The sequence below is a fragment of the Uliginosibacterium paludis genome, assembly GCF_039631355.1.
GTDB lineage: Bacteria > Pseudomonadota > Gammaproteobacteria > Burkholderiales > Rhodocyclaceae > Uliginosibacterium > Uliginosibacterium paludis.
This window is the reverse complement of record NZ_JBDIVF010000001.1, coordinates 435,082-461,637: the sequence shown is the minus strand read 5'-3', so window position 1 is coordinate 461,637 and position 26,556 is coordinate 435,082. Positions and strand designations below refer to the sequence as shown.

Sequence of the window (26,556 nt, the reverse complement as noted above, 5' to 3'; positions counted from 1 at the left end):
GGCGGCCGGTGAAGGCGCTTGATCGATTGTCACAAAATTCCGCGAATCTGGCGTTTGCTTTTACACATCCGGAAAGTATTGTTCCGGCAGGACGGATGCCCGCAGGAACCCCGTCTGTAGGGGAAAACACCGATCTCGAAAGGGCGGGACGACAAGCGGCAAATTGCCGTTCGTCTCCGACAGAAGGCGCAGGAAGTGGCGCCCTGGAAACACTTCGGGGTGGGGCCACCGGTTTTCCGGCGGCCCTGGCGATCAGATTCGGGTCGTCATCAGACGGATCATCAGGTCGCGCGTTTCGGGGTTATCCATGTAGGGGCGATAAACCGGCGTCAGGCGCGAGAGCAGCATGCTGCTGTCACCGTATTCCACGAACTTCACGCCTTCCTTCTCCAGACGCGTGCGCGCCTTGGCCATGCGCTGGGACCACAGGTCGCGGTCATGGCTGGCCGACTCCAGGCCGGCCTTGCGGAGGCCTTCGCGCTGGGCTGCGGAGAGCTTGTTCCACCAGACCTTGGATACCACCAGCGCTTCGAACTGCACGACGTGGTTGTTGTTCAGGTAGAAGTAGCGCGCCCGCTTGTAGTGGCCTTCGGTTTCATAGGAGAGCAGGTCGTTTTCGGCCGCGTCGATCTTGCCGGCTTCAAAGGCGCCATTGACTTCCTTGTAGGCCAGTTCGAGCGGCTTGCCGCCGAGCGAGCTCACCAGATTCGAGAGGTCACGGCGACCCGGAATCCGGATCTTCACATCCTTCAGCGCACCGATCGAACCGAGCTTGTCGCGGGAATAGATGGCGCGGCTGCCACCGTCATACCAGCCCAGCACGACCATGCCGGCGGCATCAAGCTTGGCCGTCATGTCCTGGCCGACCTGGCCGTCGAGCAGGCCGAACATCTGGCGCGAGTTGCGCATGATGAAGGGCAGGGTCATGACCTTGGCCATCGGCGCCACGCGGCTGATGATGCCGGCGGTGATCACGGCCGCACCCACGTCGCCCTTGCTGATGTCGGCCAGCAGTTTTTTCTGGTCCTTGCCGGCGGTCACCGGCAGGACTTCGGCCGCTTCGCCGCCGGTGACCTGCTGCACTTTTTCGAGGAAGCCGCGCAGCGCCACGGTGCTGGGGTGATCGTCGGTCTGCGGCGACCAGGCCGCCAGCGGGGCGGCCTGAGCGGAAAGATTGAGGGCGAGGGCCAGCGTGGCCAGCGTGAAGCGGAGCATGATTGTTCTCGGTATCAGGGTAGGGATGTCCGAATGATGCCCAAGATCTAGGGTAAACCCTAATCATGTGTCGATATGAAGGCATCAGGCCGGCTTATCCTGTTGCATGCCAGCCACGTCCGTAGCGCGTAAAGCGCCATCTGTCGGACCTTCCGGCGCAAGGGGGGACGATGGGCCCGCGGGCCGCCAGCCGAACGATTGCCGTTCGTCCGCGACGGGCGTTCATCCTGACGGACGGTGTCGGGCCGGTCGGGGTCGCGCGGCAGATGACCGCAGGTCGGCGGCTTCCGGTTCCCGCGGTCGAAAGCCGGTGGTTCGCCGCCGTCCCGTTCCGCGCCCGCAGGCGGTGCTTCAGCGGCCCGGTGTCTCGCGTGCGGCTGACTCCATCGCGGCCGCCAGTTCGAAGTCCAGCGTGGTGATGCCGCCGGCATCATGGGTGAAGAGCGTTACGCTGACGCGGTTATAGACATTGCTCCAGTCCGGATGGTGATCCATCGCTTCGGCAACATGCGCGACCCGCGTCATGAAGGCAAAGGCCTGCCGGAAGTCGCGGAAGCGGTAGTGCTGCAGCAGCCGGCCGTCCTGCAGCTGCCAGGGGCTGGCACTGTGCTGGTTCAGGGTCTTGAACGCCTTGAACAGCGCCGCATCATCCAGAAGTCCGGGTCGCATGATCTGCTCCGCAAGAAGGATCGCCTCCGGCAGCAACCGGCATGGCCGGGCTGCGCGATGATCAGCGCGACCAGATCGAGGTGTCGATGCGGCCGCTCAGTTCAGGATAGTCCGCCGCATGGAAGACCGGCCTGCCGTGTGCCTGCTTCTGCCCGAAGTAGTCCCGGCTGAGTTTCACGACCGTGCCCGAGAGCAGCACGATGGCGACCAGATTGATCGTGGCCATCAGGCCCATCGAGGCGTCGGCCGCATCAAATACCGTGCCGACGGACTCACAGGCACCCCAGACCACCATCGCGAGGCCGGCCAGGCGCAGCGTGGCGATGCCGGCACGCTTGCCGAGACCGAGGAAGATCATCGAATTCTCGGCATACACATAGTTGCCGATGATCGAGGTGAAAGCGAAGAAGAAAATCGCGATCGCGACAAAGCTCTTGCCCCAGCCGCCTACATGCGCTTCCACCGCCGCCTGGGTGAGCTGCACGCCGGTCAGGCCCGAGCCGGGGGTGAGCAGGTCCGAGAGCAGGATCATCAGCGCGGTGCAGGTGCAGATCACCAGGGTGTCGATGAATACGCCCAGCGCCTGCACGAAGCCCTGGCTGCAGGGGTGATGCGGCGCAGGCGTGGCGATCGCGGCGCCATTCGGGGCAGAGCCCATCCCGGCTTCGTTGGAGAAGAGGCCGCGCTTGGTGCCGTTGAGCATCGCGGCGGCCAGCGAGCCGGCCGCACCGCCTGCGGCTTCCTGCAGGCCGAAGGCGCTCTTCACGATCATCAGCAGCACCTCGGGCACATGGCCCAGATGCGTCACGATGACGTAGAGCGCCACCAGCACATAGCAGATCGCCATGAAGGGCACGACCAGCTCGGCCACCCGGGCGACGCGGCGCACCCCGCCGAAGATGATCACGCCGGTCAGCGCCGCGAGCACGACGCCGGTGGCGAGCTTGTCGGTGCCGAAGGCGCCCTGCATGGCGTCGGCAATCGAGTTCGCCTGCACCGCATTGAAGACCAGGCCGAAGGATAGGATCAGCGCGATCGAAAAGATCCTGCCGGCCCAGCGCGCATTGAGGGCCGCGCTCATGTAGAAGGCTGGCCCGCCGCGATAGGTGCCGGCGGCGTCACGTACCTTGTAGAGCTGGGCCAGCGTGCTTTCGGCAAAGGCGGTGGCCATGCCGAGGGCGGCCACGACCCACATCCAGAAAATCGCGCCGGCACCGCCGAGATAGAGCGCCACGGCTACGCCGGCGATATTGCCGGTGCCCACGCGCGAGGCGAGCGTGGTGCACAGCGCCTGGAAGGGCGTGATACCGGCGCTGTCCTTCTCGCCCGCGGTCAGGATCGAGCGGAAGAACTCTCCGGGATGCCGCAGCTGCGGAAAGCCCAGGCGCACGGTGAAGAAGATGCCGACTGCGAGCAGACCGTAGATGAGGACGTATCCCCAGAAGATGTTGTTCAGGACATTGATCACGCTGGTCATCGGGCAGCTCCGGAAAGAGGGGCATGAACATCCCCGCTCCGGAGGCTGGCTGCCGGTGAGGGGAGAGAATTGTCTGCGACGCGTTACGGCTTGCCCGGAGCCGGGGAGCGGCTTGCGCATGCTGCGCGGAGATGACCGGCAGGCGGCGGGACGGGGCCGCGCTGGGGTCGGATCGGGCGCCGTGAAGGCGGTTAGCGCATGGCCGCAGGATTCTTGCATCTGCGGGCCATGAAAATGCTGCGGGGAGCGTGTGTTTTTTAAGCCGTATGCGAGTGGGCGTGACGGATCTGGCGCTCAGCCGGCGTGGCGCCCGCCCGCCTGCAGCGCGAGCAGCTCCGCTTCGCTGAACCCGGCGGCGCGCCGTGCGTCCAGATTGAAGGGGCCGCGCGGCAAGCTGGCGCCGTAGTCGCTCGCCAGGCGGTCGAAGCAGGCGACCGGGTCGAGCCCTTCCTCGGCGCAGAGGAGCTTGTACCAGCGGTTGCCGATCGCGACATGGCCGATCTCGTCGCGCAGGATCACGTCGAGAATCGCTGCCGCCGCCGTGTCACCCGCGCCCAGCAGCTTCGCCTTGATGGCGGGGGATACATCCAGCCCGCGGGCTTCGAGCATGCGCGGCACGAGCGCCAGGCGGGCGAGCAGGCTGTCGCGGGTTTTCTGCGCCATCTCCCAGAGGCCGTTGTGGGCCGGAAAGTCGCCATAGGCATGGCCGAGGCTCGCAAGATGGTCGCGCAGCAGGCCGAAGTGGAAGGCTTCTTCCTTCGCCACCCGCAGCCAGTCGCGATAGAAATCCTCCGGCATGCCGGGAAAGCGCCAGAGGATGTCCAGCGCCAGATTCACCGCATTGAGTTCGATATGCGCCAGCGCGTGGATCAGTGCGGCGCGGCCCTCAGGCGTGCCCAGCGAGCGCTGCGGCACGTCACGCGGCATCACCAGTGGCGGGCGTGCTTCGCGCCCCGGCAGGGGCAGCACGGGCGTGTGGGCGCTGGCGGTGTCGAGCGGGATGTCAGCCGGAATGGCCTCGACCGCCGCGCATTTGCGGGCGGGCGAGGCTTCGGCGAGGGCGGCAAGCGCCAGCTGGCGGAGTTCGGGCATGCGGCATTCTAGCCGCGCCGGCCAGCCGCTTCAGCGGCGCAGCAGGCGCAGGCCGTTGCCGACCACCAGCAGGCTCGCGCCCACATCGGCGAACACCGCCATCCACATGCTGCCGGTGCCCGCCAGAGTCAGGGCGAGGAAGACCGCCTTGATGCCCAGCGCCAGCACGATGTTCTGCACCAGCAGCCGGTGGGTGCGGCGCGAGAGCCGCACGAAGGCCGGCAGCTTGCGCAGGTCATCGTCCATCAGCGCGACGTCGGCCGTTTCGATGGCTGTCGCCGAGCCGGCCGCGCCCATTGCGAAGCCGATGTCGGCGCGCGCCAGCGCCGGTGCGTCGTTGATGCCGTCGCCCACCATGCCGACCGCGTCGTCCGGGCCGACGCGGCTGGCAATCGCCGCGAGCTTGTCTTCCGGGAGGCATTCGCCGCGTGCTTCGTCGATACCGGTCTGCTTCGCAATGGCGTCGACCACTGCCTGGTTGTCACCGCTCAGGATCAGGGTGCGGATGCCGAGCGCATGAAGGCTGGCGACCGCTTCCTGACTGTGCGGACGCAGGCTGTCCGCCACGCTGAAAAGCGCTTCGACCTGCCGGTCGCGCAGCAGCGCGATCACGCTCGCCCCTTGCGCTTCGAGCGTGCGGATGCGGGCTTCGAGGGCTGCGTCGCACAGACCGAGTTCGTGGATCAGGCGATGGTTGCCCAGCTGCACCACGACGCCGCCGGACAGGCCGCGGCTGCCACGGCCGGGCAGGGCTTCGAAGGCTTCGATCTCGGCCGGCGTGACGCCATCACGCAGGGCGGCTGCGCTGAGCGCGCGGGAGACCGGGTGGTCCGAGCGTGCCGCCAGCCCTGCGGCGAGGCTGCGCAGCAGGCCGGGCTCGGTGTCGCCCAGCGGCAGGAAGCCGGTCTGCTCTGGCTTGCCATGGGTCAGCGTGCCGGTCTTGTCGAGCGCGATCCAGCACAGCTTGCGGCCAGCTTCGAGGAAGGCGCCGCCCTTGACCAGGATGCCTTGGCGCGCGGCGGCGGCCAGTCCGCTCACGATGGTGACCGGGGTGGAGATCACCAGCGCGCAGGGGCAGGCGATCACCAGCATGACCAGTGCCTTGTAGATCCAGGGCAGCCATTCGCCACCGCCCAGCAGCGGCGGCAGCACCGCCACGCAGAGCGCGACGATGAACACCGCCGGGGTATAAACGCGGGCGAACTGGTCAACAAAGCGCTGGGTTGGCGCTCGCGCGCCCTGGGCCGACTCCACGGCGTGGATGATGCGGGCCAGCGTGCTTTCAGTGGCGGCCGCCGTGCTGCGGAATTCGAAGGAGCCGGTTTCATTGATCGTGCCGGCAAACACCGCGTCGCCCGGCTGTTTCTCTACCGGCAGGCTTTCACCGGTGATCGGCGCCTGATTCACGCTCGACTGGCCCCGCGTCACCAGACCGTCCAGCGCAATGCGCTCACCCGGCTTCACCCGCACGATGCTGCCGGGCGGCACGCTGGCGGCGGGCTGGTCCTGCCAGTTGCCATCGGCCCGCCGCACGGTGGCGGTTTCGGGCGCCAGGCGCATCAGGCCGGCGATCGCGTTGCGGGCGCGGTCGAGCGAGCGCGCTTCGATGAGTTCGGCCACGGTGAAGAGCAGCATCACCATCGCCGCTTCTGGCCACTGTCCGATCAGCAGGGCTCCGGTGACCGCGATGCTCATCAGCGCGTTGATGTTGAGGTTGCCGTGGCGCAGTGCCACCCAGCCCTTGCGCCAGGTGCTGCTGCCGCACGCAATGATCGAGACCAGCGCCAGCAGGGCTGCAATCCAGCCGGCCAGGCCGGCGAAATGGCTGGCTTCCGATGCGATGGCGGCCAGCGCCGAGAGCGCGAGCGGCCACTTCGGCCGCGCAGGCGCTTCGGCGACCGGGCCGGTGGCGGCGGTTTCAGGCGTGAAGCCCAGCGAGCGGATGGCATCCAGCACGGCCTCCAGCCGGTCCGCGTCATGGGTGACGGTGAGCACGCGCTGCATCAGGTTGAAGTCCAGTCCGCTGACGCCCGGCATGCCGCCGAGCTTCTTGCGGATCAGGCCTTCTTCGGTCGGGCAGTCCATCTGCATGATGCGGATCGGCGTGCGGACGCCGTCGGCAGCCATCTCGGGCTCGGCCAGCGCCAGCAGGGCAGGGCTGGCGGCCGGTGCGCAGCATGCGCCAGCACTGCAACAGCCGCTTGCCGCGCCGGCCGCCGCCGGCTGGGGATGCTCATGTGCATGGTCCTCAGCCCGTGCGTGATCGTGATCATGGTCGTGACTGCAGCAGGTCGAGGCGCCGTGATCCGGGGCGTGGCGATGGGTATGCGGGCTGGCGGACATGAGGGATTTCTCCTGAAGATGTCCGTATTGCACAAGCTGTAGCTACTATAGAGTCAACCCCTGTTTCAGGAGCTGCATCATGAAGATCGGCGAGCTGGCCAAAGTCGCGCGTTGCCCGGTGGAAACCATCCGTTATTACGAGCGGGAGGGCCTTCTTGCGCCGCCGCTCCGGTCGGCCGGGAATTTCAGGCTGTATGGCCCGGCCCATGTCGAGCGCCTGCGCTTCATCCGCAACTGCCGCGCGCTCGACATGAGCCAGGACGAGATCCGGCGTCTGCTTGAACTCTCGGACAACCCGGCCGCTGCTTGCGGGGCGGTCAATACGCTGTTTGACGAGCACATCGCCCATGTGGAGGAACGCATCCGCGAGCTCTCTCAGCTGCGCGAGCAGCTCGCCGCGCTGCGGCGCGGCTGTCAGAACGATGCGCGGGTGAATGACTGTGGCATTCTGCAGGGGCTGGCGGAGATGGACTCCGGCCCGCGCGGCACTCGCCACACGCATCTGGGCTGAAGGCGCGAGGCCACCGCCCTCAGTGGCTGACCGACTTCAGCAGCGCCTGCAGCTGGGTGTTGCGGCGCGTGATGCGGGTGACGCCGTCGCGCTCGGTGCTGTCGCGGTGCACATCGAAGAAGCCGCTGTTGAAGCGCGACATGGCGCTGCTGTGCTGTTCCACGGCGTTGAGCAATTCGTCGACGCGGTTCTCGAAGCGGGCCGAAAGGATGTCGCGGGTCACGATTTCATGCACCGATTCCGAGATCGCGTTGATGCGCTCGGCGTGTTCCTCGGCGCGCGCCACGCTGCCGCTGATCTCGCGCGCGAGCGTGGCCACATGGGCCTGCGAGGCATGAAGCTGGTCGAGGTCGGTCGAGGAGGTCACATCGATCACCTGGCCCACTTCGTCGATGATGCCGCGGATGCCGTCCAGCCTGCCGCCGATTTCCTTGCTGAATTTCTCGGTGCGCTGTGCCAGCTTGCGCACTTCGTCGGCGACGACCGCAAAGCCGCGTCCGGCTTCCCCGGCACGGGCCGCCTCGATGGCCGCGTTGAGTGCGAGCAGCTCGGTCTGGCTGTTGATCTGTGCGACCTCGCCGATCATTTCATGGGCGGCATGCACGCTGTTGCGCATGTGGTCAAAGCGCTCCGAGATGTGGCTGCCGCTCTTCCTGAGGGCTTCCACCGTGCTCACAAAACCCTGGATGGTGCTCTGGGTCTCGTCGGCAAAGGCATGCAGGCCGGCGCTGCGCGCATGGTTCGCGTCGCTCGCGGCGAGTTCGGAGAGTTCGTTGATCAGGCCGCGCAGGGCCAGCTTGCGTGAGCCGCCGCGGCCGGTCTGGTTGTCGCTCTCGAGCCCTTCGCGCAGGTCCTGCACCGCGTCGCTGACCACCGAGCGCACCTTGAGCAGGGAGTCGTTGAGCGCGACGAACTGGGTGCTGCTGTTGTCCGCCACATTGGCGCAGAGCTCGTCGTAGCGCAGCACGCTTTCATTGATGCGGGCCATGTGTGCGGCGGCTGCCATGCGGGCCCGGTTGCGGGCCTTGAAGCTCAGCATCAGGGCCGCGCAGGTACTGGCCGCAGCCGTCAGCGCCAGCAGCGCGACGCTCCAGCCCGGCGCCCCTGCATAAAGGAGGATGGGAATCACCAGGCTCGTGGCCAGGGTGCCCAGGCTTGCTATGTCGTCGGCGCGGAACTGCATTGGATGCCTCTCGCAGGAAGGTTGCTCCTCCGGCTAACGGAGAACGGCTCCGCTTCTTGAGTGCCCGGCCGTACAGGGTTTCCCGTGGCGTGGACGTGAAAAGGGCCGCAAGCGCGGCCCCCTTCAGGCATGCCGGAATCCGTCCGGCGCGGGCTCAGGGCCGCCAGGTGTAGGTCGGCGGGGCCGTGACTTCCACCACCGGCGCGGTGCGGGCAGCTCCCTGGGCCGTGTCGGCAGCCACCGAGCTGTCGACGAAACCGTAGAACACACCCTTGGAGAGCGATACGCCGCGCTCCTCCACATCGCCATAGAGCTGCGCGGTGCCCGACAGCGTGATGCCGGTTTCGTAGGCGCCGGGGCCGTAATACACGGTGCCGACCTTCGCACTGCCGGTGACCGCCGTGTTGCCGGAGAGCACCGTCAGCCCGCCGACCACGGCGCTGCCGCTGACCGTGCCGTTGAGGATGACCGCGTGGTCTTCGATGCGGGCGTTACCCGACACCGTGCCACCCAGCACCTGGGCATAGGGGCCGACATAGGCGGTGGAGGCGACGGACGCCGCGCTCGCCACCCAGCCGCCGCCGTTGCTGTGCCAGGCGCCTCCCGTGGTGGGCGTGGCGGCGCCGGTCTGGAAGCCTTCAGGCATCGCGTTCTGGAACTGCACCATCCACGGATAGCGATAGACGGAGTAGTACATCTGGTCCCAGATGATCTGCTGCATCGTCAGCGGCGCGGCCATCACCACCATCCACAGCGACTTGTCGCCGGTCTGCAGGCAGAAATTCACCTCGCCGTCCGAGCCGCTCTGCAGGGCGCTGTAGCGCGACTTGCCGTCGGCATCGATCGCGACTACGCCCCAGCGCCAGCCGGAGTTGGCGTTCGGAATGCTGGAAGGCTGGTTCAGGTAGCTGCCGAAGGCGGTGTTGACCGGCGAAGTCTGCACGACGCCACGGAAGGTGACCTTCACGGTGCTCGCGCCGCTGTCCGGATACAGGCGGACCAGGTTGTAGCCCCAGCGCTGCGGTGCCCAGGCGGCCGGCACCGAGAAGCGGCGCAGGCTCTTGTCCATCGGGTCGAGGCGGGTCACGCGCAGGCGGCGCACGCCGCTGCGGTCGTCATAGGAGCCGTACTTCGCCCGATACACCGTGCCCTGGTCTGTTCCGTCGTGGTTGCGGTAATCCCAGTTCACGTTGTGCAGCGCCCATTCGCCGAGGAAGTCGTTGAGCTGGCTGACCGACCAGCCCATGTTGCGGGCGAGCACGGTGAAGGGATCCTCGTTGAGGTAGCCGCTCTGGCCGGGCTTGAGTGACTTAGTCCAGATGTCATTGACGGCCTGGTAGCAGTAGCGGTCCTTCAGGTATTCCCAGACCTGCCAGTTGCAGTAGCGGTCGCGGGTGGAACCGAGGTAGAGGTGCGGGCCGTTGACCAGCATCTCGGAGCAATGCACTTCGCTGCGGAACTGGTCGAGCTGGTGCGCCATCCAGTTGGCGTGGCTTTCCCAGATCCAGCCGACATAGGGCGAATCACGCATGCCTTGCGACGAGCCCTGCAGCGCATGGGCGAACTCATGTGCGAGGCCCCAGTTGTCGGCCAGTGCCAGCGGGCCGATCCACATGCCCATGTCACGCGTGCCGGTCACGCCGCCCGAGAGCCCGAAGGTGGAATCGATGTGGATATTGGCCTTGTACTTGGTGGCGGTGTCGCAGTAGGGCTCGGTGAAGCCCACCTTGTTCATGTAGGTCTCCCAGATCGTTTCCAGCATCGCGCCAGCGGCCTGGGCTTGGGCCTGGGTAGCTGTCGTGCCGTTCCAGCGGAAGGCGAAGTGGGCGGTCTGATACTGCACGGCGGGCATGCCGGACGGATTGGTCACGCCCCAGGTGCCGGCGACGCAAGTCGTTTTCGGCACGCTGCAGCTGGGCCAGCTGGTGCTGCCGCTGCCGGCGGTGCAGCTCGCAGTGGTCGTGCTGCTGCTCGACGAGGACACGCTGCTGGATGCGGCCGCACTGCTCGCCACCGAGCTGCTGGCGGATGAAGCCTTGCTGGAGCTGGAGACCGCCACACTGGAGGCTGAAGACGCCTTGCTGCCGGAAGACGACACGGCCGCCGCACTGGAGCTGGACGAGGCCTTGCTGGAACTGGCAACACTGGCACTGCTCGCCGCGCTCGAAGAGGCCTTGCTCGAACTCGAGGACACCGCGCTGCTGGAGCTGGCGCTGCTGCTAGCTGTCGGGATCGAGCATTCGTTCACGCCCCCGGTGATGCGGCCGCCGAAGGTCGCGTTGCTGCAGACAAAGCTGCCCGACAGCGTGCGGTAGAAGAATTTGTCGGCGCGGCCGAAGGCGACATTGCTGCTGGCGGCCAGCGTGCAGGTCTGGCCTTCCTTGCAGATCGTGACATAGCCCGCGGGGCGGTTGGCCGCATGGCTGGCCGTGGCTCCGAGAGCCAGCAGCAACAGGGCTGCGTGGCGTAAGGCTTTCATCTCGCTGAACTCCCTTTCCGGCGCCTCGCGTTGAGCCCGGGCGGGCGAGTGGGCGCATATGACGGCGGATTATGCGGGGCTGCCATGCCGCCGATCGTCGCCCGGCGATCGGCGCGCGGGACGGATGCGCTGGCGGCGCAGGAAGCGGGATGAGCGGCAAAAACCTTTTCGCCGGCAGAGGCAGGATTGCGCTCCGGCGGGTCTGTGCGGGCGCCTGTTTTTAATCTCCGCACGATGGTTGTTCCGCCCGCCGCGTGGCAAGCTTGCTCCCTCGCCGGGTACGCCGGCAGGCTTGTTTCAGGATGGAGGAATGGCATGAATCCGCAACACGGGCAGGCATCAACGCCTTCCAGCAACCGCAGTGCGCTGATCGCGCTGACGGTGCTGTTCTTCATGTGGGGGTTGATCACCTCACTCAATGACATCCTGATCCCGCATCTCAAGGCACTCTTCACGCTGAACTACATGCAGGCCATGCTGGTGCAGTTCTGCTTTTTCATGGCCTATTTCGTGATGTCTTTCCCGGCGGGCGTGGTGGTCGAGAAAATCGGCTACAAGGGCGGCATCCTGATGGGCCTGCTGATCGCGGCCAGCGGTTGCCTGATGTTCTACCCGGCGGCCGGCATGAAGTCCTATCCGCTGTTTCTCGGTGCGCTCTTCGTGCTTGCCAGTGGTATCGCCTTCCTGCAGGTCGCGGCCAATCCCTTCGTGACTGCGCTCGGCTCGCCGGAAACCGCCTCCAGCCGGCTCAACCTGACCCAGGCCTTCAACTCGCTGGGCACCACGGTGGGCCCGGCCCTGGGCGCGGCTTTCATCCTGGCCGTCGCCGTGAAATCGGCCCCGGAGCTGCAGGCCTTGTCTGCGACAGAGCTTGCCGCGTATGAGCAGGCCCAGCTCAACGCCGTCCAGCATCCCTATCTGGTACTCGCTGCCGTGCTCGGTGCGATTGCGGTGTTCATCGCGGTCTTCAGGCTGCCCCGGGGGACCGGCGAAGCCGGTGCCGACGATGGCGACGCGCTGCCGGCCCGCCGCAGCATCTGGCAGTACCCGCATCTGGTGCTGGGCGCGCTGGGCATCTTCGCGTATGTGGGGGCCGAGGTCTCAATCGGCAGTCTGCTGGTCGCGGTGATGGGGCAGCCCTCGATCGCAGGCCTGCCGCCGGAGGTCGCCGGCCGCTACCTGTCGATCTACTGGGGCTGCGCGATGGTCGGACGCTTCGTCGGCAGCGCGCTCATGCAGCGGATTCCGGCCACCCGCCTGCTCGCCTTCAATGCCTTGTTCAACATTGCGCTGCTGGCCCTGGCGATCCTGCTGCAGGGGCGGCTCGCGATGTGGGCCATGCTGTCGATCGGTCTTTTCAATTCGATCATGTTCCCCACGATCTTCTCGCTTGCGGTAGCGCGCCTCGGCCGCTTCACCAGCGAAGGCTCGGGCATGCTCTGCATGGCCATCGTGGGCGGTGCGGTAGTGCCACTGCTGCAGGGCTGGGGGGCGGACAGCTTCGGCCTGATGCCGTCCTTCATCATTCCGGCGCTGTGCTACCTCTACATCGCCTGGTATGGCAGCGCCGGCGCGCGGCCGCGCTGAGCGCCTTGCCGCTCAGGCTTCGCTTCGCCGCCCCGCCGGGCTTGCGATCCGGTGGTCGTGGGCAAAGCGCAGCAACTCGGGCAGCTGCAGCGGCGGGCTGAGGTAGAAGCCCTGCGCGTTGGTGGCGCCGAGCTTGCCCAGCAGCGCATATTCGGCGGGCGTCTCGATGCCTTCTGCCAGCACGCTGCAGCCGGTCTGGCGGCCGAAATCGATCAGCGCGGCGGCCAGCGCCCGGCGGGCCGGGTCCTGGTCGATGCCGCGGGTCAGGCTCACGTCGAGCTTGATCATCTCGGGATGCAGATTGAGGATGTGCCGCATGCTGGCGTAACCGGCACCGGCATCATCCACCGAGAGCCGCATGCCGCGCGCGCGCAGCCGCGCAATGCGCTGCATCAGGCCGGCATAGTCGCGCACCCTGACATGCTCGGTCAGCTCGAGCACGATCCGTGTCGGATCGACATCCTGGAACAGGGCGTCGAAGCTGGCGTCCATGAGGGTTTCGGGTGAGGCGTTCACCGCCAGGTAGAGCGAGTCGGGCAGTTGCCCGAGCGCCTGCAGGGCATTGCGGATCGCACTGGTTTCGAGCGCCAGGCCCATGCCTGCCTCGTTTGCGTCGCTGAACCAGGTTTCCGGGTCGGCGTCCGGTCCGGAGGGAAAGCGCGACAGGCTTTCCACGCCGACAAGCTCGCCGTCGCTCAGGCGGCAGATGGGCTGGAACAGGATCTGCGGCCCGCCCTGGTCGAGAACCGCGCTGACCCGCGCGCGTTTCTCTTCCTGCACATGCTGGAGGCAGATCTGGCGCTCGACCTGGAAGGCCACCAGTTCGCCGAAGGTTTCCATGATGCGCAGGTCGCGCTCGTTGAGCGTGGGTTCGGCCTTGAAGCCGAAGCAGCAGAAGGTGCCGTAGAGGCGGCCGTCCGAGAGCCGCACCGGCACCGAGATGTGTGCGCCGATCGGTACCGCCGCGGTCTCGGGAATCGCCACCGCGGCCGGCACCTGGGCGGTGTCGGGGATCAACCGGGGCAGGATGCCTTCCACCACGCGCTTGCAGTAGCCGGCGTCCAGCGGAATGGCGTCTCCGGTCTGCACCGGCGTCCAGCCCGCCGCGTCGACATGCCGGAAGATCCGGACGTCGTCCATGAACTCGGATACGAATGCGACATCCATGTCGAGATGCGCGCGCACCGCACGCAGGATGCGGTCGATTTCCGCCGAGATGCCGTCGGCCGGCACCTGGGTCGGCAGCAGCCTGGCCAGTGAAGCGGTGTCTGAAGTGTTTCCCATGCCCGGCCTCCGGGGGATTGGATGAGCCCCACTATGTGGCAGGCCGCCCGGATCCGGGCATGAACAGGCGGGCAGACACGGCTCAGGGCTTACCCCGGTGCCGTGCGCTGCGCGGCTGGCCCGAGCGGCCATCCGGCAAGGGCTGCGCGTGCGGCGCGCGGCACACTGCGGCCTGATCCTGTTTCAAGCCGAATGATGAAGATGCTGCCTCGCCACCCCTTGTCCGCGCTGACTGCTGCGCTCCTGATCCTCTTGAGCGCCTGTGGCGGTGGAGGTGGCGGTGACGGCACTGCCGGCACGACCGGTTCGGTGGCTTCGTCCTCGCAGTCGTCTGCGCTCAGTACCTCCTCGGTGGCTTCCTCCCGGGCGGCCTCGTCCGCGGCTTCGGCGTCCAGCGCCTCGTCGGCGGCGTCATCCAGCGTTGCCGCCGCGGTCGATTACGGCGTGAGCGCGAGCTTTGCCGCCAGTACCGAAGACCTGCCCAATCCGGAGCGCGGCTTCTATCGCTGGACCTGGGCGGGACTGGACGCGGTGACCTCGGCCGACATGAAGGATGCCTACACCAGCGGCTATCGCCTGGTTTATTCGCTGCTGCGCCTCGACAGCTACCGCAGCACGACCCTGCCGGACAGCCTGCTCACCAAGCTGGATGCGAGTTTTGCGAATGCCCGCGCCAATGGCGTGAAGCTCGTCATTCGCGCCGCCTACAACTATCCGGAAGACGAAACCGGCTACCAGAATGCGCAGGATGCGAGTCTTGCCCAGGTGCAGGCGCACCTCGCGCAACTCGCACCGGTGCTCACACGCAATGCCGATGTGATCGCCTTCGTGCAGGCCGGTTTCATCGGTGCCTGGGGCGAGTGGCACACCTCGTCGAACAATCTGCTGACTGCCTCGAGCCGCGCCAGCGTTCGTGATGCACTGCTGGCCGCGGTGCCCGCCAGCCGCTTCGTGCAGATCCGCTATGCCGGCTACCTGATGGAGTGGACACCGACCCTGCCCGCACTCTCGTCGGTGCTGGCCGGCAATTACCGGCTTGGCATGCACAACGACTGCTTCCTCGCCAGCGACACCGACGTCGGCACCTATTCCGACAGTGCTGCCACCCGTGCCACGCAACGCAGCTACGTCGCCTCGATGAGCGGGCTCGCGCCCTTCGGCGGCGAGACCTGCAATCCCGCGGACGAGAGCGGAGCCGTGGCCCGCACGAGCTGTGATGACATCCTCGGCGAAGGCGCGCGCTATCACCTGAGCTACCTGAACGACGAGTACTACCGGCCCCTGTTCCATGAAAACTGGACGAGCCAGGGCTGCATGGCCGAAGTGCGCCGCAAGATGGGCTACCGCCTGCAACTGGTGAAGAGCAGTCATCCGGCGAGCGTGGCGGCGGGGGCGGCCCTGCCGCTGTCGCTCACGGTGCTCAACGCCGGCTGGGCGCGCCCTTTCAATCCGCGCGGCATTCGCGTGCTGCTGCGCAACCGTTCGACGCTGGCCGTAACGCAGATCGATGCCACCGGCTCGGACCCACGCGGCTGGCTGCCCGGGGACACCAGCGTGGCCGCACTCACGGCGATGGTGCCGGCAGGGCAGGCGGCAGGCACTTACGACCTGCTGATCGCCTTCCCCGATCCGCTGCTGGCGTCTGATGTGCGCTACGCGATCCGCCCGGCCAACGCCGACAACAGCAGTGCCGGGCAGGGCTGGGACGCCACGCTGGGCGCCTTTGCCACCGGCAGCAGCCTGAGCGTGACGCGCTGAGACGCCGGGCGTTCGCGGGAGTCCGTGTGGAACCCCGCGCACGATGTGCTTCCGCCCTTGCCGGACGCAGGGGCGGGGACGCGCTACAATGCGCGCTTCATTTGACTCCCTGTCCGAGACGTCTGACGTGACCGCAACCATCCTCCAGAAGATTCCCGCCGGCGAGCGCGTCGGCATCGCCTTTTCGGGCGGCCTTGATACCTCCGCCGCCGTGCACTGGATGCGCGGCAAGGGGGCCGTGCCCTGTGCCTATACCGCCAACCTCGGCCAGCCGGACGAATCCGACTACGAAGAGATCCCGCGCAAGGCCCGCGCCTACGGCGCCGAGATTGCCCGCCTGATCGACTGCCGCCCGCAGCTGGTGGCCGAAGGCATTGCCGCCATCCAGTGCGGTGCTTTCCACATCAAGAGCGGCGGTGCCACCTACTTCAACACCACCCCGCTGGGCCGTGCAGTCACCGGCACTGCGCTGGTCGTGGCGATGAAGGAAGACGGCGTCAACATCTGGGGCGACGGTTCGACCTACAAGGGTAACGACATCGAGCGTTTCTACCGCTACGGTCTGCTCGCCAACCCGGCGCTGAAAATCTACAAGCCCTGGCTGGACCAGAGCTTCATCGACGAACTCGGCGGCCGCAAGGAAATGAGCGAATACCTCATCGCCAACGGCTTCGACTACAAGATGAGCGTCGAGAAGGCCTACTCGACCGACTCCAACATGCTCGGCGCCACGCACGAAGCCAAGGATCTGGAGTTCCTCAACGCCGGCATGCACATCGTCAAGCCGATCATGGGCGTGGCTTTCTGGCGTGACGACGTGGTCGTCAAGAACGAAACCGTGACCGTCCGTTTCGAAGAAGGCGTGCCGGTGGCGATCAACGGCCAGACCTTTGCCAGCGCGGTCGAGCTCTTCAACGAAGCCAACATCATCGGTGGCCGTCATGGTCTGGGCATGTGCGACCAGATCGAGAACCGCATCATCGAAGCCAAGAGCCGAGGCATCTACGAAGCCCCGGGCATGGCCCTGCTGCACATCGTGTATGAGCGGCTCGTCACCGGCATCCATAACGAAGACACCATCGAGCAGTACCGCATGAACGGCATGAAGCTCGGCCGCCTGCTGTATCAGGGCCGCTGGTTCGACCCGCAGACCCTGATGCTGCGCGAAACCGCCCAGCGCTGGGTGGCCCGCGCCATCACCGGTGAAGTCACGCTGGAACTGCGCCGTGGCAACGACTACTCGATCCTGAACACCGAGAGCCCGAACCTCACCTACGCGCCGGAGCGCCTGTCGATGGAGAAGGTGGAAGACGCAGCCTTCACCCCGGCCGACCGCATCGGCCAGCTGACGATGCGCAACCTCGATATTTCCGACACGCGCCAGAAGCTCGGCATCTACAGCCGTACCGGCCTGCTGGGTGCGCAGTCTGAAGGCAGCATTCCGCTGCTCACGGGCGGCGACGAGCAGAAGTAAGCGCGAGCGTTCGCCGCACCGAAAAAGCCCGCCGTCATGGCGGGCTTTTTGATGAACGCTACCGGGCTGGACTCCCTCAGCGTGAAGGCTCGCGCGACCGGCAGGCGTCTCATGATCGCTTCTCACCGGAAGGCGGCAGTGCCGCGCGGGCCTGCCCGAAGACTCACCATGCGCCGTGGTCTCCGCCAGCAAAACCGCCTGCACTCGGCAGGCAACAAAAAACCCGCCAGCGGCGGGTTTTTCGTGGATCAGGCCTTGCAGCGCAATCAGCCGGTGATGCCCTTGACGTAGGCGATGATGCCTTCGTCGGTGGCGTTTGCGAAGAAGTATTCCTTGAACTTCTCGCCAGCGATCGCACCCTTGACCAGTTCCTGGTCCAGACCCTTCAGGCCGCTGACCAGATCCTTGGTGGTGGAAGCCTTCACATCCTTCAGGATGCCACGGTTCTTCGCCATGATGGCGGCGCGTTCCTTCGGGTAGCCCAGGCCACGCTCGCCGTCGAACAGCTTGCGGTACACGTCTTGCAGGTTCAGCTCGGCAGCCCAGCCGAAGCCCTTGGCGTAGGGCATGGAGATGGCGTTGCCGTCGTTGATCTGGCCGAACAGGAAAGCGTCGGTCGGGTCGATCACCAGGCCGCAGAACACGCCCGGGAAAGAGTTCAGGGCCAGCATGGCGCCCATGCCGGTGCCGCAGCCGGTCACGACGAAGTCGGCAGCCTTGGAGTTCAGCAGGATGGCGGCCAGGATGCCGTTCTGGACATAGGTCAGCGAAGCCTTGTCTTCAGCGCCGTACATGCCGTAGTTGAAAACCTGGTGGCCCAGGGGCTCGGCAACGGTCTTCAGTGCGTTGAAGATGATTTCGTTCTTGGCTGCCTGGCTGTTCTCGTTGATGAGTGCAATCTTCATGGAAGGCTCCCTTGGAAAATGTGACGCATGAGGTCGTCGGTTACTGGAATTCTGCCGCTCTGGCGCCCGCCGGGCATCCCGGTGCGAAACAGGGACTTTGATGCCGGACGGGGTGGAAAGAGGGGCTAGGGTAAACCTGAGCCGCCTGCAACGCAAACTGATTTTGGCTTGATGCGATGCAGCATGCGCAGGATCAAGCCGGCAGCGCGATCCGCGCCATCCGGCGGCCCGATCCGGCGGCCCGTTCCACCCCGCACCGGGTGCTGATAGCATTTTCGGGCTGCGGGTATTCCGCAGCGGGCGGCCAGGCTGCCCACACTTCCAACAAGGCAAGACCAGGAGACGGAAACATGAATCACGCACTCATTGCTGCGGGCCTCGGCCTGCTCATCTTCGGCGGCCAGGCCTCGGCCGTCACCATCACCGGCTGCGGCACCGAGACCAGCAACCTTACCGCGTCCAAGGTGTATTACGTCACCCCCGGTGGCTCGGCCAGCGGGGCGGGCACCAGCTTTTCGGCGCCGATGAGCTTCTCGGCCGCGCTGTCGAAGGTGTCGGCAGGCCAGATGATCCTGCTGCAGCCGGGCACCTATACCATTCCCTATACCGCAGGCGCGAAGAACACCATCACGCTGTCGAAGTCCGGCAGCGCCAGCGCCAGGATCTACATGGTGGCGGCCAACTGCGGCCGCGCGGTGATCGACTTCTCCTTCCCCGCCAACACCTATGTCGATAGCTCCTACGGCTTCTATGTGACCGGCAGCTACTGGTACTTCAAGGGCATTGCAGTCACCCGCGCCGGCTATCAGGGCGCCTACGTGACCGGTTCCTACAACACTTTCGAGAACACCGCCTTCTACAACAACCGCAACAGCGGGCTGGAAATCAACAAGGGCGGCTCATATACCAATGTCATCAACACCGATTCCTACATGAACTACGACCCGAAGAAGCTGGGCGGCATGGCGGACGGTTTCGCTTCCAAGCAGACACAGGGCCCCGGCAACTATTTCTATGGCTGCCGCGCCTGGAACAACTCGGATGACGGCTTCGACACCTTCGACAGCACCGAAAAGGTCGTGATCGAAAAGAGCTGGGCCTTCAACAACGGGGTGGACAGCTGGGGCTACGGCGGCTTTGTCGGAAACGGCAACGGCTTCAAGCTCGGCGGCAACAACGTGGCCGAAAACAACGTGATCACCCAGTCGGTGGCCTTCGGCAACACAAAGAAGGGCTTCGACCAGAACAGCAACACCGGCAGCGTCACGGTCTACAACAACATCAGCTACAAGAACGGCATCAACTACGGCTTCGGCCAGGCGGTGGCTTCAGGTTCGAAGCACATCTTCAAGAACAACATCTCGCTCTCCGGTGGCAGCGCAGACAGCATCGCGAACGCCACCTCCACCAACAACACCTGGAACACCGGCCTGGCCGCCAGCAGCTCGGATTTCGCCAGCCTGGACACCAGCCTTGCTACCGCTGCACGCAATGCCGACGGCAGCCTGCCGAGCAACAACCTGTTCCGTCTTTCTTCCTCCAGCAAGATGATCGACAAGGGCGTCGACGTCGGTCTGCCCTATCTCGGATCGGCGCCTGACCTCGGCGCCTTCGAGCGGCAATAAGCACTCGCTGCGCGAACTGCGCAGCCTGCCGGGCCGTCCGCGCGCATGTCTTGCGCCCGGGCGGCCTTTTTCATGCCGGTTGCAGGCGAAGGACGTGCCCGCAATGTGCGCAGTGTTCAGTCGCTCATCACGATCCGGCCGCGGCCTTCACGCTTGGCCCGGTAGAGCCGGTCGTCGGCGATCCGCACCAGCCCCACTGCGGCGCCGCCAGCAGCGTGGCCCACCGCAGCGCCAAGGCTCAGACTCACATCGATCCGCCGGCCTTCATACATGATCTGCGCGTGGCTGACGGCCGCCAGCAGGCGCTCGGCCACCTGCAGGGCGATGCCGGCGTCCGCGTTGTGCAGGATGATCAGGAATTCCTCGCCGCCCACCCGTGCCAGCCGGTCTTCCTCGCGCAGCTGGGCCTGCAGCAGGCGCGCGGTGGTGCGCAGCACTTCATCGCCGCCGAAATGGCCGTGCGCGTCGTTGATGGCCTTGAAGTGGTCCAGGTCGCACATCAGCACCGCCACCGGGCGGGGGTCGCTCATGCGCTGCATGTAATCAAAGATCGCCCGCCGGTTGAGCAGGCCGGTCAGCGCGTCATGCTCGGCCAGCGCAGTCAGCGTGCGTTCGAGCGTCTTGCGCTCGGTGATATCGAGAATGGTGCCGACCATGCCGGTGATGCTGCCGGTGGCGTCGCTCAGCAGCGCTTTGTAGAAGAGCACATCGCGCCGCTCGCCCGACTGTGTGATGACCTGCGCTTCGTACTGCTGCATCTTGCCGCTCGCCATCAGGGCCTCGTCGGCATCGAAATAGATCTTGGCCAGATCCGGCTCCCACAGATTGAAGACGGACTTGCCCGCGATCTCGTCCGGCCGCTTGCCGACCAGTGTCGAAAAGGCCCGGTTGCAGCCGAGATAGAGACCGTGCCTGTCCTTCACGAACACCGGGGCAGGCAGCGCATCCAGCACATCCTGGATCAGCTCGGGCGACAGAAGGGAAGGGGGGAGGGATTTCATCAAGTGATACGCGAGGGAAACTCCTTCGAATCACGGCCGCGCGAGGCTGAGCTTGAGCCGGGTTTCCGCCAATGCAGCCCGTCCCGGCGCGCGGGGTTCAGGTGATGGTCGCCGGCGTGCCGATACAGCCGCGCAACAGCGCATGTCGAGATCGCAGCAAGCCGATGGCGAATTGTGCGCATTCCTGCCGGAAGCCGCGGGCGCGCAGCCCGGCCCGCAATCATCGGCTTGCGGGAGGGCGGGGCGTGCAGCCGGTGGCCCGCTCCTCCTTAGGCTGCATGTGTGCCCACCACCAGCGTCAGAGGAACGAAATCGTGAGACCGATCCGGGATTTCGTCATCACGGCGCTCGGCGCGGCAGCATCCGTCCATGCCATCAGGCTGCTGGTCGCGGCCATCCTCTGAAGGGCTGCAGGCGGTGCGACAGCCGGGGTTCACCCGGCCGCGCCGCGATCGCATTCACCGCCAGCGCGAAGGGCGCGGCGCTTCCTCATACTGCGTGGTCGGCAGCTCGTCGAACTCCAGCTTCATCGCCTGCATGCCGGCCGGCTCACCAGCCGGGCAGCTTGCCGCCAGCGCCGCACCGCAGCGCCCGGCATGGCTGCGCTGACCATCGTGCAGGATGTAGGCGGTGAAGAAGTAACGTTCGCCGGCCTGGTACTGGCTGGCCTTGCCGAGGCTGAAGGGCAGGCGCGTCGCCTTGCCCTGCACATGCGCCTCCAGCGGCGTGCGGCTGCGGTCGACCAGCTCGGCGGCACGGTCTGCCGGCCCGATGTGGTAGAGGCTCAGCTCCAGCTCGCTGGCCGGAAAATCAGCCAGTGCGGGGTCGATATGGATCTCCCCTTTCAGCCAGGGGAGTGGATCCGGCGCGGCATTGAGACAGGCGGACATGCCCAGACTCAGCGCCGCGAGAAGAAAGCTGCGAAGCAAGCGTGCCATGAGTGCATTCGATCCATTCTTCGTTGGGGGAAACTGCCAGTGTTGCCTCGATCGCGGCCGGACTCAAGCTTCCGGCCGCGTCTCGGTCTCAGCGTACGGTGACGGTCAGATCAAAGCTGCTCATGCGTCCGCTCGCCGAGGTCGCATAGAGCCGGATGGTACTCGTGCCACGGCGCGAGGGCTTCACCAGCAGCCACTTGTCTGCACTGCTGCTGCCATTCGCGATGCCCAGGCCGGAGATGCCCACCACGGCGCTGTTGCTGATGCTTGCGGCATAACGCGTCGCGCCCGAGAGCTCCGTGCTCGTGCCCTGGATCGCGAACGCCAGGCTGCCGGTGCGGCCCAGTGTCACGCTCAGCGTGTTGCTGCTCGGGGTGATCACGAATGCCTGGCTGGCCGTGCTGGACGAGCTGCTGGAGCGGCTCGATGCGCTGCTGGAGCTGGCCGCCTTGCTGCTCGACGACGATGCGGCCGACGAAGCACGGCTGGACGACGCGCTGCTCGCGCTCGACGCCCGGCTGCTGGAGGACGAAGCCGCCGCAGACGAGGAGGACGAGGACGCACGACTGCTGGACGACGAAGCCCGGCTGCTCGAGGCCGACGAGGTGGCCGAGCTGCTCGACGAGCTGGCCGGGTAGAAGTGGTTCAGCGCATCCACGTCACCGGCGCTCAGCGTGGTCGACTGGCCGAAGGAGTTCAGCCCCACGCTGCTCGAGACCGGCACCATCGTCGGCTTGCCGTTGCTCGAGAAGGCATATGCGTCGTAATGCATGATCGAGGCGAAGTCATAAGCGCCGTAGGCTTCCGATTCGGTGGCCGGCAGCTTGTCGAAGTTGTACTCCATGCCGCTGGTGATGTTCGCCAGATTGATCGTGAGGTAGGCATCGCGGTCAGCGCGCTGATGCTCATGCTGCCAGCCCAGCGCGTGCATCACTTCGTGCGCCACGACAAATGAATATTCGCAACCGCTGCCGAGCGAGATGTCCTGCTTGCCGCCGATCATGCCCACATAAGACCAGCAACCGCTGCCGGCGGTGAAATTCACATAGTTGGCTTCGCTCGTGCGGGCCACGAAGCGGATCGGGCTGCGTGCGGCGAGCATCGCCAGACCATCGGTGATCGCCTGACGGCCCTTGGTGTTCATCGAGCTGTCGATCACGTAATAGAGCACGTTGTTCGGCCAGCGGCTCACGGCACGCGTCACCCCGTTCGAGCTGGAGCCGGCCGGCGCCGAGAGCGACACATTGCTTGCCGCGATCTGTGCCTGGCGAGCCTTGGCCGCTTCCGGCGAGCGGTGGGCGAGCAGGCGGCCGAAGTCCGGCACACCGTGCTGGCGCACATAGTCGGCATTGCCCAGCATCATGTCACCGCCCAGCATCGCCGAGCCATTGATCACCTGATAGCGCAACTGGCTGCTGCGGCCCTGGATGCGGGCTTGCTGCACCGGGGCGGCGATGGCGCTGTTCGCAGCACGCGCGGCTTCCGTCTGGCTGGCGACCGAATGGCCACGGTGGGCGGCCACCATGGGGTGCTCTGCCATGGCGCTGCCGCAGAGCAGGGTGAAGCCGAGCGCGAGCCCGAGTCGTGAAGACACATGCATTGAAAAACTCCCTGATTGTTGTGCCGGGGCATGAGCCGCGTCTCATGCCTGATCCGTCTGAAAGCGTCGGAACCTCAGACCGCAGGCCATTGGCCGGCGCTGCCGCCTGAACTTTTATGTTTCTGATTTGCCGGAATTTTCCCTTGCGCCACCGCTGCCACTGCGCGAACGCCGCCGGTCGCCGCTGAAAGCGGTGTGGCGGGCATGAGCGGCCGCTTATGCCGAACGAGTGGAGGAAATGCCTTCCCTTTCGGGCTGGAATGCCCCGTTCCGCGCTGATTTTCGAGGGGCTTGACGCCTCGCCGTCCGTCGGACGGCGCTGTCGATTGTGATGACTCCGGCATTTCTGCCGGATTGGCGGCGCCTGCCCGGGGCGAACAGGGCGCGCCGGGCCCGGCGCAGCCTCGCCGGCGGGGTCGCCTTGCGAAGCTGCGTCAGCCCCGTCGCGTTTTTTCTGCAGAAGCCGCGCGGCACGGAACGCCTCGGCCCGGCACCGGGTCTGTCAGAGCGAAGACGATGCGCCGGAGCACTCCGGCCCGTCTGGCAGGCCAGGGCGGCGCCATGCGGTGCGTGTTGCATGACGTTGTCCTGAATGTCGAAGCCTTTCCACTTCATCCGAACCACGGGAGACACACCATGCGATTCCTTCGCGATTTCTGCATCACCGTTCTGGGCGTCGTCGCGTCCATCTTCGTCATCAACATCGGCATCGCCTCCATCCTCTGAGCGACAGGTGCCGGATCAGCCGTGCGCAGGCCAGGGCTCGCGCACTGCTGATCGCTCGCCGGGCAGGCGTTCGCCGGCTCGCGGACCCGGCGCCCTGCAGGCAGGCACCCTCTCACGCATCCACCGCCGCACTCACCGCTTCATGCAGACGGCCACGCCCGCATCCGCCTGTCATGCGCCGGACGGCCCGCAGACCGCGCCACATGTTTCTGTTTCGAACACGCCGGGCGGCGCTGCGCACAAAACCACAGCAGCGTGAAGAAAGTCCGCCCGCGCATTCGCCATCCTGACAAAAGGGGCTTTCCGCTTCCTACAATGAGCGCACAAGCACGCCTCAAGGCAAGGCGGCACATCTGACGCATCACGGGGGAGGGCATGGCCACACGGATTCCGGCGTTCAGCACTCGCACACACGCGGGCAAGCCATTGCCTGTGCGGCCGCCGCTGCGCAGTGATCCGTACAACTGTCAGCGTTCGTGTCCACGCGACCCACGCGGCGCGGATCGCCGTACCCTCGGCCAGGCCATGCTGCATGCGAGCCCGCACACCGCCGCGTGGCCGCTGGCTCCGCTTCGCATCGTGATTCCGCCTCAAACCGTTCTCTCCGCGCGACACATCCTGGCCCCGACCGGGCTGGAGGACTCATGGCCACACTGATTCCCGCCTACGGCAGTTGCGCCGGGCGCATGCAGGCGGGCGAGCGGCGCTTTGCGCAGCGCCTCGAAGCCAAGCTCGAAGACGACTACCTGTGCTGGTACGACGTGCCGTTGGGCGGCGCGCGCAACGATCACCCCGATTTCATCGTGCTCCATCCCCGGCGCGGCATCCTGGTGCTGGAGGTCAAGGACTGGAAGGTCGATACGCTGCAGTCCATGACCCGCAGTGACGCAGCCATCCTGACCCCGACCGGCCTCAAGCATGTCGCCAATCCGCTGGAGCAGGCGCGGCACTACGCGCAGGCGGTTTCCAATGTGCTGCAGCGCGACCCGCAGCTCGTCTTCAGCAGCGGGCGCGAGCAAGGCAAGCTGCGCCTTCCCTGGGCCTATGGCGTGGTCTTCAGCCACATGACACGCAAGCAGTTCACCGAGGGCCAGCTCGGCGAGGTGATTCCGGAAAACCTCGTGATCTGCATGGATGAGATGACCGAATCGGTCGAGCCGGAAGCCTTTCAGGAACGTCTGTGGCAGATGTTCCGCATCCGCTTCACCTGCCTGCTGAGCCTGCCGCAGATCGACCGCATCCGCTGGCAGCTCTTTCCCGAAGTGCGCATTGCCGCCCCCACGCAGGGCGGGCTGTTCGAGAGCGTGGCCGAGACTGAGGCCGAGCCCGTCCAGCTGCCGGACATCATGCGCGTCATGGATCTGCAGCAGGAGCAGCTCGCGCGCAGCCTGGGCGAAGGCCACCGCGTCATCCACGGCGTGGCTGGCTCCGGCAAGACGCTGATCCTTGGCTACCGCGCCGAGCACCTCGCGCGCGCCGCCACCAAGCCCATCCTCGTGCTCTGCTACAACAAGTCGCTCGCGGCCCGGCTCGAAGCCTGGATGAAGGCGCGCGGCGTGGCGGACAAGGTCAATGTGCGCTCTTTCCACAGCTGGTGCTACGCCCAGCTCAAGGCCTACCACGTCGACATGCCGGTCAAGGGCGAAGACAACGACGCCTACTACGCCGCACAGGTGCAGGCCGTGATCGACGCCGCCACGCGCGGCCAGATTCCCGGCGGGCAGTACGAAGCCGTGCTCATCGACGAAGGCCACGACTTCCGCCCCGAATGGCTCAAGCTCGTAACAGGGATGGTCGACCCGGCAACGAATTCCCTGCTGGTGCTCTACGACGACGCCCAGTCCATCTACGACGCCGGCAAGAAGCGCAACTTCAGCTTCAAGAGCGTGGGCATTCAGGCGCAGGGCCGCACCACCGTGCTCAAGGTGAATTACCGCAACACCCGCGAAGTGCTGGACTTCGCCAAACAGTTTGCCGCCGAATGCCTCACGCCCAGTGAGGCCGACGAAGACGGCGTGCCGCGCGTGGCGCCGATTTCCGCCGGGCGGCATGGCGAGGCGCCGCTATTGATCAAATTGTCGAAACAGCAGGATGAAGGCGAATGGATCGCCCGCCACCTGAAAGAAGCTCATGAGGCGGGCACGCCTTGGCGGGACATGGCGGTGCTCTACCGGCATTACCCGACCTGCAAGGTAGTGCGCGCCGCGCTGAACCGCCTCGGTATTCCGGCGACCTGGAAAGATGACATTCGTTTTGATTCGAAGCAGGACACCGTGCGCCTGCTGCCCTTCCACAGCAGCAAGGGCCTGGAATTTCCGCTGGTGGTGATTCCGGGTGCGGATTCGCTCACGAGCGAGGATGAGGAAGAGGCGCGGCTGATGTATGTGGCGATGACGCGGGCGACGGAGAGATTGGTGGTGGTGGGTTCGTGAGAAACAAGGCCGCTTCAAAGATTGGTTTAGTTAACTTTTTATTGAAAGCTACTTATGTCCCTGAATTTTGATGTTGTTATAGATTCTCCGGAATACTCTGTTGATATGAAAACCGGATTGGAGACGCTCCAAGGAGCCTCTGACTCAATCAGATTTATATCTGAAACAATAGTTTCAGGAAAATGCCCGCAGCGACTTAATCACAAAGACAGTATAAGGACTAATTTAAAAAAATAGTTTTTCAGGGTCTTATGGCC

At 65.8% G+C, this 26,556-nt stretch carries 19 protein-coding genes; 7 read left to right on the top strand and 12 right to left on the bottom strand.

Going from position 1 to position 26,556, the window contains the following annotated elements:
- Positions 1-252 precede the first annotated feature (252 nt).
- The 5 genes from dctP to ABDB87_RS02135 form a co-directional block, all read right to left on the bottom strand.
- Positions 253-1,215 carry a TRAP transporter substrate-binding protein DctP gene (dctP, locus tag ABDB87_RS02155; protein WP_345923689.1) on the bottom strand — a complete coding sequence of 321 codons (963 nt, stop codon included), beginning with the start codon at positions 1,213-1,215 and terminating at the stop codon, positions 253-255.
- A gap of 351 nt (positions 1,216-1,566) precedes the next feature.
- Entirely contained in the window at positions 1,567-1,884 is a 318-nt protein-coding gene (locus tag ABDB87_RS02150; RefSeq protein WP_345923687.1) for a 4a-hydroxytetrahydrobiopterin dehydratase, read from the bottom strand.
- Between the two features lie 61 nt (positions 1,885-1,945).
- The gene (locus ABDB87_RS02145; protein ID WP_345923685.1) at positions 1,946-3,361 is read right to left on the bottom strand and encodes an alanine/glycine:cation symporter family protein; all 1,416 of its coding nucleotides are present in this window, start codon (positions 3,359-3,361) and stop codon (positions 1,946-1,948) included.
- A 294-nt stretch (positions 3,362-3,655) separates the two neighbouring features.
- Entirely contained in the window at positions 3,656-4,453 is a 798-nt protein-coding gene (locus tag ABDB87_RS02140) for a ferritin-like domain-containing protein (protein ID WP_345923683.1), read from the bottom strand.
- A 30-nt stretch (positions 4,454-4,483) separates the two neighbouring features.
- Entirely contained in the window at positions 4,484-6,796 is a 2,313-nt protein-coding gene (locus ABDB87_RS02135) for a heavy metal translocating P-type ATPase (protein ID WP_428715114.1), read from the bottom strand.
- A gap of 79 nt (positions 6,797-6,875) precedes the next feature.
- Between ABDB87_RS02135 and cadR the strand changes: the two genes are divergently transcribed.
- On the top strand, positions 6,876-7,307 hold the full coding sequence (cadR, locus tag ABDB87_RS02130) for a Cd(II)/Pb(II)-responsive transcriptional regulator (protein ID WP_345923681.1): 432 nt from the start codon (positions 6,876-6,878) through the stop codon (positions 7,305-7,307).
- Between the two features lie 19 nt (positions 7,308-7,326).
- Here the strand turns inward: cadR and ABDB87_RS02125 are convergent, their stop codons facing one another.
- Both ABDB87_RS02125 and ABDB87_RS02120 read right to left on the bottom strand, forming a co-directional pair.
- Positions 7,327-8,295 (bottom strand): methyl-accepting chemotaxis protein, encoded by a 969-nt coding sequence (locus ABDB87_RS02125; RefSeq protein WP_428715119.1) that lies wholly within the window; start codon positions 8,293-8,295, stop codon positions 7,327-7,329.
- Between the two features lie 349 nt (positions 8,296-8,644).
- The gene (locus ABDB87_RS02120; RefSeq protein ID WP_345923676.1) at positions 8,645-10,360 is read right to left on the bottom strand and encodes an Svx/AvrXca family virulence/avirulence protein; all 1,716 of its coding nucleotides are present in this window, start codon (positions 10,358-10,360) and stop codon (positions 8,645-8,647) included.
- On the opposite strand from ABDB87_RS02120, the gene ABDB87_RS02115 reads away from it, so the two are divergent.
- Both ABDB87_RS02115 and ABDB87_RS02110 read left to right on the top strand, forming a co-directional pair.
- On the top strand, positions 10,341-10,805 hold the full coding sequence (locus ABDB87_RS02115; protein ID WP_345923675.1) for a hypothetical protein: 465 nt from the start codon (positions 10,341-10,343) through the stop codon (positions 10,803-10,805). The genes ABDB87_RS02120 and ABDB87_RS02115 overlap by 20 nt on opposite strands.
- A gap of 479 nt (positions 10,806-11,284) precedes the next feature.
- Positions 11,285-12,556: a sugar MFS transporter gene (locus ABDB87_RS02110; RefSeq protein ID WP_345923674.1), complete on the top strand. Its 1,272-nt coding sequence runs from the start codon at positions 11,285-11,287 to the stop codon at positions 12,554-12,556.
- A gap of 12 nt (positions 12,557-12,568) precedes the next feature.
- Here the strand turns inward: ABDB87_RS02110 and ABDB87_RS02105 are convergent, their stop codons facing one another.
- The gene (locus ABDB87_RS02105; RefSeq protein WP_345923673.1) at positions 12,569-13,840 is read right to left on the bottom strand and encodes a sensor domain-containing phosphodiesterase; all 1,272 of its coding nucleotides are present in this window, start codon (positions 13,838-13,840) and stop codon (positions 12,569-12,571) included.
- Between the two features lie 192 nt (positions 13,841-14,032).
- On the opposite strand from ABDB87_RS02105, the gene ABDB87_RS02100 reads away from it, so the two are divergent.
- Together ABDB87_RS02100 and argG are read left to right on the top strand one after the other, a co-directional pair.
- On the top strand, positions 14,033-15,598 hold the full coding sequence (locus tag ABDB87_RS02100) for a DUF4832 domain-containing protein (protein WP_345923672.1): 1,566 nt from the start codon (positions 14,033-14,035) through the stop codon (positions 15,596-15,598).
- 127 nt (positions 15,599-15,725) lie between these two features.
- Complete coding sequence (gene argG / locus ABDB87_RS02095; protein WP_345923670.1) at positions 15,726-17,072, top strand: argininosuccinate synthase; 1,347 nt, start codon at positions 15,726-15,728, stop codon at positions 17,070-17,072.
- Positions 17,073-17,338: 266 nt separating this feature from the next.
- Here the strand turns inward: argG and ABDB87_RS02090 are convergent, their stop codons facing one another.
- The gene (locus tag ABDB87_RS02090; RefSeq protein ID WP_345923668.1) at positions 17,339-17,977 is read right to left on the bottom strand and encodes an RpiB/LacA/LacB family sugar-phosphate isomerase; all 639 of its coding nucleotides are present in this window, start codon (positions 17,975-17,977) and stop codon (positions 17,339-17,341) included.
- Positions 17,978-18,327: 350 nt separating this feature from the next.
- Between ABDB87_RS02090 and ABDB87_RS02085 the strand changes: the two genes are divergently transcribed.
- Positions 18,328-19,602, top strand: coding sequence for a right-handed parallel beta-helix repeat-containing protein (locus ABDB87_RS02085; protein ID WP_345923666.1), 1,275 nt, complete (start codon positions 18,328-18,330; stop codon positions 19,600-19,602).
- 116 nt (positions 19,603-19,718) lie between these two features.
- Here ABDB87_RS02085 and ABDB87_RS02080 read toward each other — a convergent pair whose 3' ends face one another.
- The 3 genes from ABDB87_RS02080 to ABDB87_RS02070 form a co-directional block, all read right to left on the bottom strand.
- Positions 19,719-20,603, bottom strand: a complete 885-nt coding sequence (locus ABDB87_RS02080) for a GGDEF domain-containing protein (protein WP_345923664.1) — start codon at positions 20,601-20,603, stop codon at positions 19,719-19,721.
- 458 nt (positions 20,604-21,061) lie between these two features.
- A complete protein-coding gene (locus ABDB87_RS02075) occupies positions 21,062-21,541 on the bottom strand; it encodes a hypothetical protein (protein WP_345923662.1) in 480 nt (159 codons plus the stop codon).
- Between the two features lie 88 nt (positions 21,542-21,629).
- Positions 21,630-23,141, bottom strand: a complete 1,512-nt coding sequence (locus tag ABDB87_RS02070; RefSeq protein ID WP_345923659.1) for a M12 family metallopeptidase — start codon at positions 23,139-23,141, stop codon at positions 21,630-21,632.
- 1,370 nt (positions 23,142-24,511) lie between these two features.
- Here ABDB87_RS02070 and ABDB87_RS02065 point away from each other — a divergent pair.
- Positions 24,512-26,299, top strand: a complete 1,788-nt coding sequence (locus ABDB87_RS02065; RefSeq protein WP_345923657.1) for a DEAD/DEAH box helicase — start codon at positions 24,512-24,514, stop codon at positions 26,297-26,299.
- Positions 26,300-26,556: the final 257 nt, after the last annotated feature.